The organism is Thermodesulfobacteriota bacterium (assembly GCA_036482575.1).
GTDB lineage: Bacteria > Desulfobacterota > GWC2-55-46 > GWC2-55-46 > JAUVFY01 > JAZGJJ01.
Genome location: JAZGJJ010000082.1, coordinates 1 through 17180 on the forward strand (window position 1 = coordinate 1; position 17180 = coordinate 17180).

18 protein-coding genes are annotated in these 17180 nt (G+C 58.5%); 9 read left to right on the forward strand and 9 right to left on the reverse strand.

Features of this window, described 5'->3' with window-relative positions; genetic code table 11:
• The first annotated feature begins 194 nt into the window (after positions 1-194).
• The 6 genes from V3W31_03515 to V3W31_03540 all read left to right on the forward strand — a co-directional run bounded on the left by V3W31_03515 (position 195) and on the right by V3W31_03540 (position 5903).
• Entirely contained in the window at positions 195-707 is a 513-nt protein-coding gene (locus tag V3W31_03515) for a DUF2299 family protein (protein ID MEE9614009.1), read from the forward strand.
• A 185-nt stretch (positions 708-892) separates the two neighbouring features.
• Positions 893-1852 carry an NAD-dependent epimerase/dehydratase family protein gene (locus V3W31_03520; protein MEE9614010.1) on the forward strand — a complete coding sequence of 320 codons (960 nt, stop codon included), beginning with the start codon at positions 893-895 and terminating at the stop codon, positions 1850-1852.
• 70 nt (positions 1853-1922) lie between these two features.
• Positions 1923-3104: a glycosyltransferase family 1 protein gene (locus V3W31_03525; protein MEE9614011.1), complete on the forward strand. Its 1182-nt coding sequence runs from the start codon at positions 1923-1925 to the stop codon at positions 3102-3104.
• A gap of 31 nt (positions 3105-3135) precedes the next feature.
• The gene (locus V3W31_03530; protein MEE9614012.1) at positions 3136-4164 is read left to right on the forward strand and encodes a glycosyltransferase family 2 protein; all 1029 of its coding nucleotides are present in this window, start codon (positions 3136-3138) and stop codon (positions 4162-4164) included.
• A gap of 29 nt (positions 4165-4193) precedes the next feature.
• Positions 4194-5636: a mannose-1-phosphate guanylyltransferase/mannose-6-phosphate isomerase gene (locus V3W31_03535; GenBank protein MEE9614013.1), complete on the forward strand. Its 1443-nt coding sequence runs from the start codon at positions 4194-4196 to the stop codon at positions 5634-5636.
• A gap of 12 nt (positions 5637-5648) precedes the next feature.
• On the forward strand, positions 5649-5903 hold the full coding sequence (locus tag V3W31_03540; protein ID MEE9614014.1) for a glutaredoxin: 255 nt from the start codon (positions 5649-5651) through the stop codon (positions 5901-5903).
• Between the two features lie 17 nt (positions 5904-5920).
• Here the strand turns inward: V3W31_03540 and V3W31_03545 are convergent, their stop codons facing one another.
• Positions 5921-6211, reverse strand: coding sequence for a Dabb family protein (locus tag V3W31_03545; GenBank protein MEE9614015.1), 291 nt, complete (start codon positions 6209-6211; stop codon positions 5921-5923).
• A 139-nt stretch (positions 6212-6350) separates the two neighbouring features.
• Between V3W31_03545 and V3W31_03550 the strand changes: the two genes are divergently transcribed.
• Positions 6351-6752 (forward strand): PAS domain-containing protein, encoded by a 402-nt coding sequence (locus V3W31_03550; GenBank protein ID MEE9614016.1) that lies wholly within the window; start codon positions 6351-6353, stop codon positions 6750-6752.
• A 9-nt stretch (positions 6753-6761) separates the two neighbouring features.
• On the opposite strand, the gene V3W31_03555 is transcribed toward V3W31_03550, so the two are convergent.
• The 7 genes from V3W31_03555 to V3W31_03585 form a co-directional block, all read right to left on the reverse strand.
• Positions 6762-7502, reverse strand: coding sequence for a 16S rRNA (uracil(1498)-N(3))-methyltransferase (locus tag V3W31_03555; GenBank protein MEE9614017.1), 741 nt, complete (start codon positions 7500-7502; stop codon positions 6762-6764).
• A complete protein-coding gene (gene prmA / locus V3W31_03560; protein ID MEE9614018.1) occupies positions 7499-8353 on the reverse strand; it encodes a 50S ribosomal protein L11 methyltransferase in 855 nt (284 codons plus the stop codon). The genes V3W31_03555 and prmA overlap by 4 nt, the downstream gene beginning before the upstream one ends.
• 38 nt (positions 8354-8391) lie before the next feature.
• A complete protein-coding gene (locus tag V3W31_03565; GenBank protein MEE9614019.1) occupies positions 8392-9192 on the reverse strand; it encodes a FecR family protein in 801 nt (266 codons plus the stop codon).
• Positions 9193-9204: 12 nt separating this feature from the next.
• Complete coding sequence (locus tag V3W31_03570) at positions 9205-9693, reverse strand: YajQ family cyclic di-GMP-binding protein (protein MEE9614020.1); 489 nt, start codon at positions 9691-9693, stop codon at positions 9205-9207.
• Between the two features lie 107 nt (positions 9694-9800).
• Complete coding sequence (gene lolA / locus V3W31_03575) at positions 9801-10418, reverse strand: outer membrane lipoprotein chaperone LolA (protein MEE9614021.1); 618 nt, start codon at positions 10416-10418, stop codon at positions 9801-9803.
• A gap of 44 nt (positions 10419-10462) precedes the next feature.
• Entirely contained in the window at positions 10463-12676 is a 2214-nt protein-coding gene (locus V3W31_03580) for a DNA translocase FtsK 4TM domain-containing protein (protein ID MEE9614022.1), read from the reverse strand.
• Positions 12677-12724: 48 nt separating this feature from the next.
• A complete protein-coding gene (locus V3W31_03585) occupies positions 12725-13876 on the reverse strand; it encodes a 2'-deoxycytidine 5'-triphosphate deaminase (protein MEE9614023.1) in 1152 nt (383 codons plus the stop codon).
• Positions 13877-14142: 266 nt separating this feature from the next.
• On the opposite strand from V3W31_03585, the gene V3W31_03590 reads away from it, so the two are divergent.
• Positions 14143-15309, forward strand: a complete 1167-nt coding sequence (locus V3W31_03590; GenBank protein MEE9614024.1) for a DUF898 family protein — start codon at positions 14143-14145, stop codon at positions 15307-15309.
• Positions 15310-15327: 18 nt separating this feature from the next.
• Complete coding sequence (locus tag V3W31_03595) at positions 15328-16488, forward strand: M48 family metallopeptidase (GenBank protein ID MEE9614025.1); 1161 nt, start codon at positions 15328-15330, stop codon at positions 16486-16488.
• Positions 16489-16508: 20 nt separating this feature from the next.
• On the opposite strand, the gene ilvE is transcribed toward V3W31_03595, so the two are convergent.
• Positions 16509-17180 (reverse strand): branched-chain-amino-acid transaminase (gene ilvE / locus V3W31_03600; GenBank protein MEE9614026.1); only part of this gene is annotated, 672 nt, incomplete at its 5' end.

Consider the following 17180-nt stretch of genomic DNA (forward strand, 5'->3'; position numbering starts at 1 on the left):
GCTTTTAAATTTTTTTCCATTCCGCAATCCGAACTCCGCAATCGAGGCTGCCGCGCGTGCCGTTATGGGTTGACACCTGAGATGTAATATTATAGTATTTAGCTTCGCCGTCACAGCGCACATCCCGTTCCATGGCGAGGCGGTGTAACCGGCTGATTCCACATAATAATCCCGGCCTTGAAGGAGGTCTCCCGATGGCAACACCAACGGTCGAAGAGGCAAAGAAGAAGATAGGGGAGTGGCTTGCGGAGAACGGCCACACCACGAACCTCCTCGACGACGGTAACGCTAACTTCCACTTCGAGGTCGACTACCCCGGCGGCACGGAGAAGAGACAGAGGATAATCCAGCCCAGCGCGTACCCGGACCTCTGCCTCGTCTTGACCGGGGTGGCGATAGCCGAGGAGCACAAGGAAAAACTCGGGGCCATGAGCAGGGAGGAGAGGGATGGCTTCTATAACGAAATAAGGAAGGCCCTGATATTCCTCGACAACAGCTACGACATGAGCACGGACGAGAGCGGGGTTGCCCAGCAGATACAGTTCTCTTACGAGTTTTACCTCGACTCCCTTACCAAGACCCAACTCTTCAAGTCCCTGCTCCTTAACCACAGGACGCTCCTCTATATAGTGACCGTCTTTAACGAAAAGTTCGGCATACCCGCGACCTCCACCGAGATACCCCCGCAAAAGCACCGGCTCCAGTAGGGTAAACAATCGTTCATTAAATGAACATTCCCTTTATAACTCCTTGCTTTCATTATGGTTTGTCGACCCAAGACGCATTGTTCATAATATGAACGCCCTTCCTGGCGACCGGGGCGGGGCGGGCTTGCCAATATCCTTATTAACTGCACGACCGAGCTCTGCGAATATACGGCGATGGTGAGCTTATGAAAATAGTGGTAACGGGAGGGGCCGGCTTCATCGGCTCCAACGTGGTGGACGCGTACATAGACAAGGGCCATGAGGTCGTCGTTATAGACGACCTCTCCTCGGGAAAGCGCGAGAACGTCAACCCGAAGGCACGCTTCCACCATGTGGATATCCGCTCGGAGGAGATCCTGGAAATAATGGAGACGGAAAGGCCGGAGGTAGTAAACCACCACGCGGCCCAGATGTCGGTGCCCGCTTCGGTCGAAGACCCCCGGTTCGACGCCGACGTGAACATAAAGGGCCTTATTAACGTGCTTGAGGCCTCGATAAAAACCGGCGTAAAAAAGGTGGTATTTATCTCCTCGGGCGGCGCCATATACGGAGAGGCGGAGGAGTACCCCACCCCGGAGACATACCCGGCAAAGCCGCTCTCACCCTACGCCGTAACAAAGGCGGCCTCCGAGTACTACCTCGACTTCTATAACCACCAGTACGGGCTCGACTACACGGTACTCCGCTACGCCAACGTCTACGGCCCCCGCCAGATACCTCACGGCGAGGCCGGGGTGATCGCGATATTCATGGACAGGCTCCTCGCGGAAAAACCGTGTACGGTCTACCACTTCCCGGACGAGCCCCGAGGCATGACAAGGGACTACTGCTATGTGGGCGACGTCGCGCGGGCCAACCTGCTCGCGCTCGAAGGGGGCAGCCGCGAGGCCTTTAATATCGGCACGGGAACGCCCACGCACACCCTCGACCTCTTTAATGCGGTTTATGAGTCCGTAAAAAGCAGGGTGCCCGGCCTGCCCCCGTCTTTTAAAGAGCCCGCGCGAGGGCCGGCCAGGGCGGGGGACCTGAAAAGAAGCTGCCTCGCGGCCGGGAAGGCCGCCGAAGAGCTCGGCTGGCGGGCGGAGGTTAAGCTCGGGGAAGGTATCGAGAGGACTACGGCCTGGCGCATGGAGAGGGGCGCATGAAGAAGGGGCGGCAACCGGCGCCCCGGGCAATCCCCTTGAGCGGACTTTGCGTCGACGGCGGGGGAAGCCATTGAGGGTCGGAATAAACGCGCTATTCCTGCTCCCGGGCAAGGTCGGGGGCACGGAGATATACACCCGGAACATCACGAGGCACCTTCTCGAAAAGGACAACTCCAACGAATACGTTATCTTCATAAACAGGGAAAGTGCCGGGGTGTTCGAAGAGCTTGCTTCCGGCCCGAACGTCCCCCCGAACCTACTTAAGGTCGTGCTGTGCCCCGTATGGGCCGAAAACAGACCTTTAAGGATACTCTGGGAGCAGTTCATATTGCCCTTCCAGGTGAAAAGCCACCGCATAGACGTGCTGCTCTCGGGCGGCATGACCGCCCCGTTCTTATGCCCGGCAAAGTCCGCCCTCGTCATATACGACCTCCAGCACGTAAACCAACCGCGGAACTTCTCCACGTTTCACCTTTTCTTCCTGAGGACTATCATCTACCTCAGCGCGAAAAGTTCCGATGCCATAATAACGCTGGCCCAGAAAGGGAAAGACGACATCACGAAACACTACGGGGTGCCGCCGGAGAAGGTCTCCGTCGTCCATACCAGGGTGGACGAGAAGAGTTTTTTTGTAAGGAGCGAGGAGGAGGTTACGGCGGTTAAACGGCGCTACGATCTGCCCGACCGTTTCATCCTCTACCCGGCGGCCTCCCTGCCCCACAAAAACCATAGAAGGCTCCTTCAAGCCTTCAAACTGGTACGGGGGGAGGGGAGGGAGGGGGATCTAAAACTCCTACTCGTAGGCAGCCGCGACTACGGTCGTGAAGAACTGGAACGTAATATCCGCGAACTGGCCCTGGAGGAGGACGTTATACTCCTGGGCTGGCTCCCCTACGAGGACATACCCCCCCTCTACTCCGCCGCGCTTGCCCTTGTTTTCCCATCGCTCCACGAGGGGTTCGGTATGCCGGTCGTGGAGGCCATGGCCTGCGGAACCCCGGTCGTCTGCTCGGGGATAGAGCCGATGGGGGAGGTGGCCGGAGATGCCGCCCTTTTCGTCGACCCACTCAGCCCGGAGGATATCGCGGCCGGCATACTGAGGGTGCTCGAAGACGAAGGGCTTAGCGAGGGGCTTGTAAAGAAAGGGTTTGAAAGGTCCCGGCACTTCTCGTGGGAGGTTGCGGCGTCAAAGACCCTTTCCGTGCTGCAGTCCCTGGCAGGGCCGGGGGGCAAAGAGAAAAAGGGCCGGTGAGAAATATGGCCGCCATGAAGGAGCCTGCTTAGTGTCTTCTCCGCTCATATCCATAGTCATAGCCAACTGGAACGGCATGAAGTTCCTCGACGCGTGTCTCGGCTCCATCTATAGCCGGGACCTCTCCTCCGTGGAAGTGATACTCGTAGATAACGGCTCAACGGACGGCTCCGTAGACTTTGTCAGGGAAAGGTTTTCCCGAACCGTGGTGCTGGAAAACACCGAAAACCTCGGCTTTGCCGCGGGCAACAACATGGGAATATCGCTTGCGAAAGGAAAGTACGTCCTCGTGCTCAATAACGACACGAAGCTTTCGAATGGTTTCCTGGAAAAACTCGCTCTCGCCGCTGAAACCTCGGAAAGTAACGTAGGGATGTGGGCCCCGAAAATACTGTCCCTCGAAAGTCCGGACGTGATAGATTCCGTGGGCGGACTCGTCCTGTACCCGGATGGGATTGCACGGGGCAGGGGGAGGCTGGAGAAAGACCTGGGACAGTTCGACGGCCTTACCGAGATCTTTTTCCCAAGCGCCTGTGCGGCGCTTTACAAAAAAGAGATGCTCGACGATATAGGCCTTTTCGACGAGGAGTTCTTTGCCTACTGTGAGGATACCGACCTGGGGCTCAGGGCAAGACTTGCCGGATGGAAGGCGCTGTCCGTACCCGATGCCGTACTATACCATTACTACTCCGGCACGGGAGGCAGGTACACCCCGCTAAAGGCATACCTTGTCGAGAGGAACCGCCTCTGGGTGGCATTGAAGAACTTTCCTTCCTCCTACCTTTTGCTCACCCCTTTTTATACACTCTGGCGTTATATCGTCCAGATCTATGGTATAGTCGCTGGAAAAGGGACGGGGGGGAAGTTCACCGAGGAGTCCTCGGCCCTGAAACTCGTGCCTATCGTCTTGAAGGCATACTTCGATTGCATGAAAAAAGTCCCGGCCATGGTGACTAAAAGGCGGACGGTTCAAAAAAACCGCGCCGTACCGGCCGGTGAGGTCGGAGTCTGGTTTCGTAAGTACGGACTAAGCGCTGCGGAACTGACACTTAAGGACTGATACTTTAAAACCTTCAACGGGAGGCAGGGATGTCCGGAAATGGAAATAAGTTATACGCGGTCATACTGGCAGGCGGCATAGGGAGCCGCTTCTGGCCGCTATCGAGGGAGTCCACGCCCAAGCAGATACTGACCGTTACCGGAGAGGAGAGCCTTCTTGTCGCCACCATAAAGAGGCTCTCCCCGCTGGTGCCGCCGGGAAGGGTCTCCATAGTAACGAACAAGAAGCAGGCCGGGATTATAAGGCTCCACCTCGCTCGCGGGAGCGGTGCCCTGTCCACGAACTATATAGTAGAGCCCTTCGGCAGGAACACGGCCCCGGCCATAGGGCTTGCCGCAATCGAGCTCTTAAAAAAGGACCCCGAGGCGCTTATGGCGGTCCTTCCGGCGGACCACATGATACGCCCCGCCGCCGCGTTCAGAAAGGCGCTCAAGGCCGCGGCCGCGGAGGCCCGGAAGGGCCACCTCGTAACCTTCGGCATAAAGCCTGCTTCACCGGAGACCGGATACGGCTACATAAAGGCCGCACCGGGCCGGGCCGGGAAGACGGACGGCCAGAGCGTAAGGAGGGTAGCGAGGTTCGTCGAAAAACCGGACCTCAAGAGGGCGAGGCAATACCTGAAAGACGGCGGATACTTCTGGAACAGCGGCATCTTCGTCTGGAAGGCAAGGAGAATTCTCGAAGAGATAAAAACCCACCTGCCCGGCATATACAAAAATCTCGTTAAGATAGGGGAGGGGGGGAACATAAAGAAGGCCTACGGCGCGATGGAGTCCGTATCCATAGACCACGGCGTACTTGAAAAGGCGGGGGAAAAGGACGTCGTGGTAATCGAGGCGGCCTTCGAATGGTCGGACGTTGGGAGTTGGAACTCGCTGCCCGACGTTCTTAAGGCCGACAAGGACGGCAACATAATACAGGGCCGGGCCGTGGACATAGGGAGCAAGGACTCGATAATCCTCGGCTGCGACAGGGTGGTGGCCACCGTCGGCCTTGAAAATATGGTCGTCGTCGACACGCCCGACGCCACGCTCGTATGCCCCAGGGACAAGGCCCAGGAGGTAAAAGACGTCGTAGGGATACTACGGAAGAAAAACTTTGTTGAGCACGAGACACACGTGACGGTAGAGAGGCCGTGGGGCTCCTATACGGTCCTCGAGGCCGGAGAGGGCTACAAGGTAAAAAGGATAACGGTCCTCCCCGCTCGCCGCCTGAGTCTCCAGGCACACAGAAGGCGCAGCGAGCACTGGGTGGTCATCTCCGGCAGGGCCAGGGTCAGGAGCGGCGGCCAAAGAGGCGGAAAGGTCGTCGAGATCAAGACCAACGAGAGTACCTATATCCCGAAGGGTGTAACGCACCGCCTCGAAAACCCATCGAAGAAAGTGCCGCTCGAAATCATAGAGGTCCAGAACGGAAAGTACCTGGAAGAGGACGATATAGTCAGGTTCGACGACGACTACGAGAGAGGTTAGGGGGCTGGTCCTATGTCCATAAGGCTATACCAACTCGAAGGCTGCCCGTACTGCAAAAAGGTGATGGAGCTTCTCGATGCAAAGGGGCTCGCGTACGAAAAGATCGACGTCCCCCCCGAGAGGGAGAAGAGGGAGGAGCTCTTCGAGCTCTCGGGCCAGCGCCTTGTCCCGGTCCTCATCGATCAAGAGGAGGAGGGAGGTGAGGGGATAGAAAGAATAATCAGCGACTCCGAGGAGATCCTCGCCTACCTGAACGAAAGATACTAAACCCCCCTCTGAAACACCTAAAACTCGTAGTCCACCTTTACCACAGGCTCGCATAGCTCGTTTATGCGCCCGACCACTTCTATGTGGTCCGGGTGGGCCGAGTAGACCCCGACGTCCTCCATGCTCTCGAAGGTGCTCGATAGCGCCAGGTCGTAGGAGCGCGGCGAGCCGCCCACGTCCACTCCGACTTCCAACTCCTTCACCACCGGGACCTTCGCTTTAAGACCCTTAAGCGCCTCTATGAGCTCCTCCCTCTCCTCCGCCCTTGTGCCCTCCTTCATCTTGAACAAAACGATGTGCCGTATCATACGCAGCAACCCCCTTCCTTAAAATGGATACCCGGAGTCTACCAAAAATTCCCTCTCTTCGCACCATTAACCGTTCCTTCTTACGGACCGCATATGTGGTATAATCAAGATATAGCTTGACCGTTACGGAGGCAGTGAAATGGAACCGAAAAAAGAACGGCTGAAACGTATCATGACCGCTGGTACGGCCGTGGTCTACAGTTGCAAGATAGAAGGGGAGAAGTTTTTACCCACCTTTGCCAGCGAAAATTTCAAGGAGTTGTGGGGCTACGAGCCCGAGGAGATCATAGGCAACCCGGAGTGGTGGGTGTCCAATCTCCACCCGGACGAGCGGGAGAGTGTGCTGGCGGGAGTCGGTTCAATATTAAAGACCGGCTGCCATACCCACGAGTACCGCTTCCGCCACAAGGACGGCAACTACCGCTGGGTATACGACAGGCTCAGGCTCGTTCGCGACGAGAGCGACAGACCCGTGGAGATCGTCGGCTCGTGGCTGGACATAACGGAGTTCAAGGGGGAGGGGGGGGCAAGTAGCGGCTAAACCCCCGCCCTACCGGCGTTGCCCCATATCCCCGAGTTCGTACTGTACGACCGACAATGCCGCGATTGCGGCGGTCTCGGCCCTTAAGGTCCTCGGACCGAAGCACGCGGGAATAAAGCCCACTTCCACCGCTCCGGCGGCCTCGTCTTCAGTAAGCCCGCCCTCGGGGCCGACCAGCAAGATAACTCCTCCTCCCTTATAGCCGCCCAGCACCTCTTTTATATCGTTCACCTTCCCCTTATTATGAAGCATAACCTTCAGGCCGCCGGCCGCCCCGGTTACGGCCTCCTGAAAACCCTTTATGCCGACCACAGGCACCACACCCCTCCCGCACTGCTTGACCGCCTCCAGGGCGACCCTCTTAAGCCGCAAAAGTCTCTTCTCCAACCTCTCGCCGGCAAGTTTCGGGACCGTACGGGGCGCCGTATAGAAGAGTATCTCCCTGACGCCGAGTTCGGTTGCCTTCTGCACGATAAGCTCCGGCCTGTCCCCCTTTATAAAACCCTGAAGCAGCGTAATCGCTACGGGGCTTTCTGACGGGCATTCCTTCCTGCCCGACACCTTCACCACGGCCGAGCCCTTGCCCACCGTCTCCACGATACCGGCGAGCTCAACCCCTTTTCCGTTAAAGAGGGCGACCTCCGCGCCGGGGGCGAGCCTCAAGACGTCCTTAAGGTGATGGAACTCGTCCCCGCCTATCTCGGCACGCGTCGAGTCCGCATCTATCTCCTGAACGAAAAATCTCCTCACGGCTCCCTCTTGAGAATGACCGCGCTCCACTCTCTACTCCTCATCGTCTTAACGTGACAAAGCCCGAGCTCCGCGTAGGCATCCCTTACCCCTCCGGCCTCTTCCTTTAATATGCCGGAGAGTATCAGTATGCCGCCCGGCCCGACCTTCCTTACGATATCCGGGGCGAGGCCTATGAGTACGCCCGCGAGGATGTTGGCGACCACCACACGGTAACGGCCCCTGACCTCACTTACCGCTTTGCTGGAAAACGAAACCTTTACGTTGTTAAGTCTCGCGTTCTTTCTTGCGACCTTCAGGGCTTCCGGGTCGATATCGATCCCAATGGCGCTCTTTGCCCCGAGCTTCTTCGCGGCGATGGCCAGTATCCCGCTGCCCGTGCCTACGTCCAGCACGTTGCCGCCCCCGACGCGCCCCGAACCCCCGGGACCGAGGTAGGCCGAAAGCGCTTTAAGGCACAACCTGGTCGTTGCGTGGTGACCGGTGCCGAAGGCCATGCCCGGGTCTATCTCCAGAACGACCTCGCCCCTCCGTCTCCGGGCCCCGCTCCAGCTCGGCTTTACGAGGACCCTCCCGGCCCTTAGCGGCCTCAGATTCCTCCTCCACTTAACGAGCCAGTCCTCTTCGGTGTAGGGAGAGGTGGTAAGCTTCCACCCGATGGAAGCGGCCTTTTTTCTTAAAAGAGCTATGTCGCGTAAGGAACTGCCGGAAAAATAGGCGGTAAGGGTCTGGGTGCGGCCTTTACTCGTCTCGAGCACGCCGGGGCTGCCGGAAGCTATGAGGAGAGCGGCCGCCTCGCCCTTACTCGCGGGCGGTCCCTTTGCGACGACTTCGATCCATTCTCCGGGCACCGGTCTCGCCTCCCCCCCCGCCCCTGCCCTCCCTTGAATCAATTCTTCCAGGGCGATTTACCTTCCCTCGCCCTATTCTTGAGCGCCGCCCTTATCTTCTCCCTTTCCCGGTAGAGCTTCTGCTCCCTCTTTTCAAGGAACTTCTTTACGAGCCTTTCATTCCGCTTTACACGGAGCTTCGTAACACGCTTCTTTACGTCGGGCGGGATGAGGACCGGCTCTTCAATCGGCGCTCCGCTCCGTACGCGCGCCATATACCCCGCTTTTATCCTCGCTATCCCGGGGAACTTGCCGCCGCGGTGCCTTATGTAGCCATCCCCTTCGCTGACCGCTACGACCGTCTCCCCGTCTTCTATCCATACCGAGAGGTCGCTTCCTCTAACGACGACAACGGAGGTCGGGGTCCGGACGCTCATCTCGGAGTCTTTGCCGAAGAGGTCGTTAAGCAGCCCCCGCACGTGCCCGTCGAGGAGCTTGAAGGTGGACCTGTTCTCGCTATTGGCCTCGCTGTAGACCCAGTCGGTTACCTCGACCCGCGTCCCGGCGGCGAGGGTAAGGACCGAGTCGTCATTGAACTGGACGGTTACGGTCGACCCCAACCCGGTCTCCAGACGGTCTCCCGGGTATAGCTCGGTGCCGCTCCGGACCGCCTCCTCTTTATTGTCCCCCGTGTGGGATATCGCGGCTGTACCTTTAACCCCGATAACCCAGCCTATGTTCTTCTCTTTCGGGCCCGCTTCGGCCGAGGCATGAGAGGCGTGAAGGTGGAAGTGGAAAAAAACGCCCAGGAGTGCCGCCGGGAGAGAGACCGCACCTATACGCGACAGACAATTCAGCATGGACGGGCGGCCCTAATCCCTCATGTTGACGAACTGGAGCTCTATATCGAGGTCTTCCTGCTTGAGTGACTGGATGACGGTCTGGAGGTCGTCTATCTTCTTTGCCGAGACCCGGAGTTCGTCGCCCTGAACCTGGGACTGCACTTTGAGCTTCATATCCTTTATACGCTTTACCATGGCCTTGGCCTTGTCCTGGGGTATGCCCTGGCGGACCTTTATGGCCTGCCTCTTGAGCCCGCCCGAGGCGTCCTCGACCGCGCCGTACTCGAGCGCCTTCAAGGAAACCCCGCGCTTTATGAGTTTGGTCTGGAGCACGTCCACCACGGCCTTGAGCTTGTAGTCGTCGTCGCCGACGACCGTAATCTCTTCTTTCCGCTCCCAGCGTATCTCGCTCTTCGAGCCCTTGAAATCGTAGCGCTGGTGGATCTCCTTCAACGCCTGGTTCACGGCGTTGTCGACCTCCTGCGGGTCGACCTTTGACACTATATCGAATGACGGCATTGCTCCCCTCCTTATTACGGTGTTGCCACACTGGCAACGTGTCTGCGGCTCCATTACAACTTTCGTACCGCATACTCCGGCGTTCACCCTTGAATATTAAAACACCATCATGGTGTTATTACTTTTACCCCTTTGGGCACGATGAACTCGAAGAGCGAGTCCTTAAGCTCCGCGTTAAGCACTATATCCTCGAGGCTAACGGTGGTCCTGTTGCCGAACGGGTCCTCCACGATGGTCTTCACGACGAGCGAGCTCTTCCTGGAGACCTCTATACGGATGTCCTTGACTCCTTGCTGTGCCTCCGCCGGGGTAAGGGCAAGCAGGTAGACGTCTTTCTTTTCTTCGAGCAGTTTTATGGAGAAATCTTCCCTCAGGTTCCCCATGCCCATAAGGAAGTTTATTCCGACGTTAGGCGCGATATTCGAGGCCGGGGTCTCGATGACCTGCGAGAGGTCCGGGTGGTAGGCCCAAAAAGTCCTGCCGTCGCTTACGAGCTCGTCCTCCCTGGGGCCGAGGTACTTCCACCTGACCTTGCCCGGCTTCTTCAGGTGGAGCTTCCCCTTTGAGAGCTCTGTGGTCCCGAGGCTCTTTGAATACGCCTCCTCAATGAAGGCCGCCGAAAGGGTGGAGACCTCGTCGTACGTTTCCTGGAGCCTCGATACTATGCCGTCGAGCTCTGCGGCCTCGATGGCCGAGGCCGGAAGAACCTGGAAAAAAATAGTCATGAGCAAAAAAATCGTACCCGGTCCCCCTGTCCGTTGCCTCACGCTCATCCTCCCTCCTGCCTCCTAAGGACCTCTCTGGGACGGCTGCCCTGCGCCGGACCCACGACACCCTCGCTCTCCATCCTCTCCATTATCCGCGCCGCGGTGTTATATCCTATCCTGAGCCTCCGCTGTATGTAGGAGGTGGATATCATCTCCATCTTCCTGGCCATCTCCACGGTCTCCTTGTACCTGCCCATGAACTCCGCGCCGAGCTCTTCCTCGTCCGCGCCCGCGATCTCGACCTTCGCCTCGACCATCTTCTTGTCGTAAGAGGGTTTTGCCTGCTTCCTCAAAAACCGCGTGACCTTCTTTATCTCCTCTTCGGAGACGAATGCGCCGTGGACCCTCCGGAGCTTGGTGGAGCCGGGCGGCAGGAAGAGCATGTCGCCCTCGCCGAGCAGCGTCTCCGCCCCCATCGAGTCCAGTATGGTGCGCGAGTCGGTCCTGGAGGGTACCTGGAAGGAAACGCGTGCGGGGAAGTTCGTCTTTATAAGACCCGTCAGGACGTCCACCGACGGGCGCTGGGTGGCGAGGATCAGGTGTATGCCCGCGGCCCGCGCCATCTGCGAGAGCCTGACGAGCGACTCCTCCACGTCCTTGCCCGAGGCCATCATCAGATCCGCTAGCTCGTCTATCACTATCACTATATAAGGGAGCTTCCTGTGTTCGCCCTCTCCCCCCTCTCCCCCCCCGCCATCTCCACCCTCCGCACCCTCCGAATTTGGCGCCTTCTCCTCTTCGTCCCCGGAGCTTTCTTCGAGTATCCGGTTATAGCCGTCTATGTTCTTCGCGCCCTTCTCGGCCATGAGCCTGTAGCGTTTGCTCATCTCGGACACCATCCCACGGAGCATGACGGTGGCGCGCTTCGCCTCGGTCACGACCGGGGTCAGGAGGTGCGGTATGCCCTCGTAGGCCGAGAGCTCGAGCATCTTCGGGTCTATCATGAGGAACCTTACATCCTCGGGCGTGGACTTGAAGAGTATGCTCAGTATCATCGCGTTAACGAAGACACTCTTACCGGCCCCGGTGGAGCCCGCCACGAGCAGGTGCGGCATCTTCGCCAGGTCGGCCACGAACGGGTCCCCGGCTATATCCTTTCCGAACGGGAGGCTCAGCTTCGACCGGCTTTTTGAAAACGCGGGGCTTTCGAGCATCTCGCGCAGCAGTATCCTCTCCTTCGTAAGGTTCGGTATCTCTATACCCACGACGGCCTTCCCGGGTATGGGCGCCAGTATCCTTATGGACTCGGCCCTCATGGCCAGGGCCAGGTCGTCGGAGAGGTTTATAATCTTATTGACTTTTACGCCTGGCGCCGGCTCGAACTCGTACATGGTCACCACCGGTCCGGACCTTACCTCCACCACATGGCCTTCCACGTCGAAATCGGCGAGCTTCTTCTCGAGTATCCTGGAGTTGGTAAGGAGGGCCTCCTTGTCCACCCCCTCGGCCCTTTCCGGCAACTGGTCGAGGAAGGAGACCTGCGGGAGCTTGAAGGTCCCGCCGGGGCTCGAGAACTCGAACCGCTCCTGGACGGGCTCCGGGGATTTTTTCTTCTTGGGCGCGGCCGGGGTAACAATGGTGGGCTTCGTGCGGCGCGGGGTTTTTTCCTTCACTATATTCTCTTCGCGGCGGGCATCCCTCGCGGTCTCCCGCCTCTCCTTTATGGCGCCCACCCCGTTGCTTACGGCACCGGCGCTCTTGCCTGCCACAACGGCAGTCGCGGAGAAGACACTCTTCGCGAGACTTATAAGCGAGATGCCGGTCCCCACCCTGAGTGAGATCAAGAAGACCGCCACGAGCACTATGAAGGTGCCCGCCGGACCCAGGTAGACCTCCACCGGCTGGGTGGCGAAGGCCCCGACTATGCCGCCCGCCTTATCATCACCGGAGAGAAGGGACAGGAGGCCGGAACAGGCGATTATGAAAAGCACCAGGCTTACGGGGATGGAGAGCCTGAGCTTTAGCCCGTCCCGTACGGCGAACTCATAGGCGAGCACGATGAAGATAACCGGGAATACGTAGGCGCTGTAGCCCATGGCGACCCTGAGGACCACGGCTACGTTCTTCCCGAGACTGCCCACCCAGTGGGAGGAGCCCATGTGGTAGAGGACAAGGCTGGCGCCGAAGAGGAAGGCCAGGGCCGCGAAGACGATACCCGTGATCTCCTTGCCGACCCTGCCCTTTTCCCCGGACTTTTTTTCCCTGGCTTTTGCCATTTTTAACGTCGGACGGAGCTTCCGTACCGCATACGGACGGAACCCGTCTTACTCCTTGCCCTTGAACTGCTTGCTGAGCGCTATGCCCTGATACTGGTAAGAGGAGCCTATCTTCGGGCCGTAGACCTTCTCCGGCACCTCGCTCATCTTCTCGAAGTAGAGGTTGCAAAAACTCTGGCCGTGCGCGAGCATGAACGGCACGTCGTGGGCCCTGACCTCCAGGACGGCCTTCGTGCCCTTTAGCTCGCCGTCGGTGCCGTAGCCGAAGCCGGGGTCGAAAAACCCCGCGTAGTGCGTCCTTAACTCCCCGCTCCCGGCTTCATACGGGGCCATATCCGCGGCGCATCCGACGGGTATGCTTATACTCTCCTTGGAGCCCAGTATGTAGAACTCCTCGGGCTCGAGGATGAGCGTATTCTCTTTAGAGTTCCTCTTGATAGGCTCCCAGAACTCTTCCATATTATAGTAGTTTTTCTCTTTTAAATCAACTACTTGGCTGTTTCTTTTGGACTTATAGCCTATTATGCCGTCTTCCCCCCCCTTAAGGTCCACGCTCATGTAGAGCATTCCGCTTGAGAGGTTGCCCTTGCTCAAGGGGACGGGCCTGTCACCGTCATAGAGGAGCGGTGTTTTCTTGTTCAACTCCTTAAGCTGCTTGCCGGTCACCCTGCAACTCTCGCGGTTCTCTCTAAGGCGGAGCTGAACGAGACTCTGCCCCTTCCTCACCTTTACGGTAAAGGACCTCGGCATGACTTCGAGGAAGAGTTCTCCTTTGTATTCCGTGGGTATCTCGTCAAAACGGGGGTTACGGTCGGTTATGACGCGGGTGAAGATATCGAGCCTTCCGGTGGTGGACTTCGGGTTGGCCTTGCCGCCGACGTCCGGGGGCAGATCCAGCCTTTCCATGAGCGGGATCAGGTAGACGCAGTTCTTCTCGAGCACCATCCCCTCGTCGGTAAGCTCGTGCTCGTACATAATCATCTTGCCGGAGGTGAAGATGTTGAACACCTTCTGCTTCTTATCCGGCAGGAAGCTCGATACCAGCCTGTAGGCCTTGCCGCCGAGCCGAAGGTCCAGGCTCGCAGGCTGTATCTGTGCCTCGGCTATTTTAACGTCCGAGGAAATTACCCCCCTGGCAATCGCCCTTTCAAGCTCCTGGCAGCTAAAAACCCCGCTTTTTGACCGCTCTACCACTGTCATTCTCCTTAACGAAATATAATACAGAAAAGCCGGGCCGAAAGGAAGTTTTTTTCCATTTCCCCCTTTTTCCATTTTCCCAGTTTTCCCTTTTTCCTGTCCCTTGTCCGAGCGCAGGGGTTGCGTTGAAGCTCCCTGCGGCAAGACGCGGGGTTGGCGCTCGCGATGCATGTTCATTATTGTCTGTTGACTGAAATCATTAAACCTGATAGGTTTTTAGCCTGACCGCCATAGGCCTCGCTTCACCATCCACCATAGGGGAGAAGAGCATGTATGTCCAGTGCCCAAACTGCTACTTCGCGAAGAAGGTAGAAGAAGACCGGCTCCCCAGGGGGGCGGCACGGGTCACGTGCCCGCAGTGCGGCCACCGCTTCTCCTTTAATGGGAGTGGTAAGGGGAGCGGCAAAGAGGTCGGCACGGAAAGTACGCCGCCGGACCCGACCCCCGACCCTGCTGCGACCGCCGCCATAGCGCGTGACCAAACGGGCACTGCCCCGCCCGCCGAACAGCTCTTTAAAGCGCACGGCGTCTCCTTCCACGGCGCCGTACTGCCGCTCGTCGGCATACACATAGTAAACATCCTCCTCTCCATCATAACGCTCTCCATATACCGGTTCTGGGGAAAAATAAGGATACGCAAATACATCTACGCCCAGTCGGAGTTCATGGGCGAGAGGTTCTCCTTCCACGGCACCGGGAAGGAACTCTTTATAGGGTGGCTCAAGGCCATGTTTCTCCTCGGCGGCATATACGCCGCCATATTCGCTCTCACCAACTACGTAAACGAACTCTCCATACTTTTAATCTACCCCTTCCTGCTTGTGGTCATACCGTTCGCCATGGTCGGGGTCCGCCGCTACAGGCTAAGCCGCACCTCCTGGCACTCCATCCGCCTCTCGTTCCGGGGCTCGTACAGGGAGGGCATCAACCTCTTCACCGCGGGCACCTTGCTCTCGATCATCACGCTCGGCTTCTACAGGCCCTACTACCACGTGAACATGCAGAACTTCTTCAGGAACAAAACCTACTACGGCGACACGAAATTCTCCTACGGCGGCAAGGGCGGCGACCTCTTGAAACCCTATTTGATCGCCTTTTTCCTCACCCCCTTCACCCTCGGGCTTATATGGATATGGTACAGCGCCAGGGTGTACCGTTACGACTGGGAGCATACCCGCTTCGAAGGGCTCAGGTTCAACTCCACCATTACGGGAATGGACCTCTTCGGCCTGCACCTTGGCAACTTCCTTATCTTCGCCTTCACCCTCGGCCTCGGCATGCCGTGGGTGATGGTGCGTATCCTGAGACTCCACTTCTCCCGCCTTACCGTTGAAGGTCCCCTGGAGCTCGAAAAGATCAGGCAGGATGCGCAGAGCGCGTTTGCCACGGGCGAGGGCGTAATCGACTTCATAGAGATCGACGCGGGCCTTTTTTAAAAGCTTTACCCCCCCACTATGCAGGCAACCTGGAAAGGACACTACCACGACGGCCGTACCGCACGGCGCCACGACGCCGCCGTCACCGTAACACCCGCGGGGATCGAGATAAAGACCGAGGGTCAGGTGGGGTCGATCTTCTGGCCCTTCGAGGAGATAACCCAGACCCAGGGCTTTTACGACGGCGAGCCAATAAGGTTAGAGAGGGCGGGGGGCTCGGCCGAGGACCCGGCCGAGGACCACGCCGAGGTGCTGGTCGTGACGGAGACGGAGTTCCTCCAGGCGCTCCGGGAGCTCGCGCCGGCCCACTCCTCCAGCTTCCACGACCCGGAGCTCCGTAAGGGGCTTCTCTTCCGTGTCGTGGTGGGGACAATCGCGACAATAGCCCTCGTGGCCGCCGTATACCTATGGGGCATACCCGCGGCGGCGAACATGGCGGCCGAAAGGGTCCCGCCGGCGTGGGAAGACAAGCTCGGAGAGGCCGTGGCCGAGGGCTTTGTGGAAGACTTGAAGCTCTGCGACGCGCAACCGGTCGAAGAGTCGATAAACGGGATCGTCCGGGCCCTCGACGCGGCCGCGCCCTCCCACCCCTACACCTTCAAGGTCCGCGTCTTGAAAAACCCCATGGTGAACGCCCTTGCCGCCCCCGGGGGCCATATAATCATCTTTACCGGGCTGCTGGAGGCGACCGAAACCCCGGAGGAACTCGCCGGGGTACTCGCCCACGAGATGCAGCACGTAATCCGGCGGCACTCGACTAAGAGCATCTTCCAGACGCTCTCCACATACGTGCTGCTTTCTCTCGTCTTCGGCGACGTAAGCGGGGTGGCCGAGACGGTGCACACCCTCGGCAACCTCCGCTACAGCCGCGCCCACGAAGAGGAGGCGGACCGGCTCGGCATGTCGCTCCTTTTGGGGGCCCGCATCGACCCCTCGGGCATGATAAGGTTCTTCGATACCATGAAGGAAAGAGAGGGTGACCTGCCGGAAGCTTTTAAGTACATTACCACCCACCCGCTTACTGCCGAGCGGATAGAAAGCCTGAAGGCCCTGAGCGGAGAGGCCGATTACCTGCCGCTCCTGCCGGAGGTCAAGTGGGAAGAGGTGGCAAAGGCCTGCGGGAGTGGGGGGGGATCAAAAAGACAAAAAGGCCGGACGCGTAAACGCACCCGGCCCTGAAAGGGCGACACCCGAAACCCCTAAAGGTAATCGAGCCAGCCTTCATAAGCCTTCTTCTTCCCCTTTATGGCGTCGAAGAAGGTCTCCTGTATCTTTTTCGTTACCGGACCGGGCTTGCCCGTGCCTATCGTCCTGTCGTCCACCTCCCTTATGGGGGTGACCTCGGCCGCCGTGCCGGTGAAGAACGCCTCGTCGGCCGTGTAGAGCTCGTCCCGGGTAAACCTCTCCTCCAGGACCTCGATACCGTTATCCCGAGCTATCCTCATCACCGAATCCCTCGTTATGCCGCCGAGTATGGAGGTAAGCGAGGTGGTCTTTACAATGCCGTCCTTAACGAGGAATACGTTCTCTCCGCTGCCCTCGGCCACGTAGCCCTCGGTATCGAGCATCAACGCCTCGTCGTAACCGGCGCTCATGACCTCCCTTTTGGCAAGGATGGAGTTCACGTAGTTGCCCACGACCTTGGCCTTGGTCATGGAGACGTTTACGTGGTGGCGGGTAAAGCTCGACACCTTGACCTTTATCCCGTTCTTAAGCCCGTCCTCGCCGAGGTAGGCGCCCCACTCCCAGGCGGCTATGGCCACGCGTACGGGGTTATCCTTCGGGTGGAGCCCCATGACCCCATCGCCGAGAAAGACGAGCGGCCTTATGTAGCCCTCCTTCAGGGCGTTGGCCTTCAAGGTCTCCTTAAC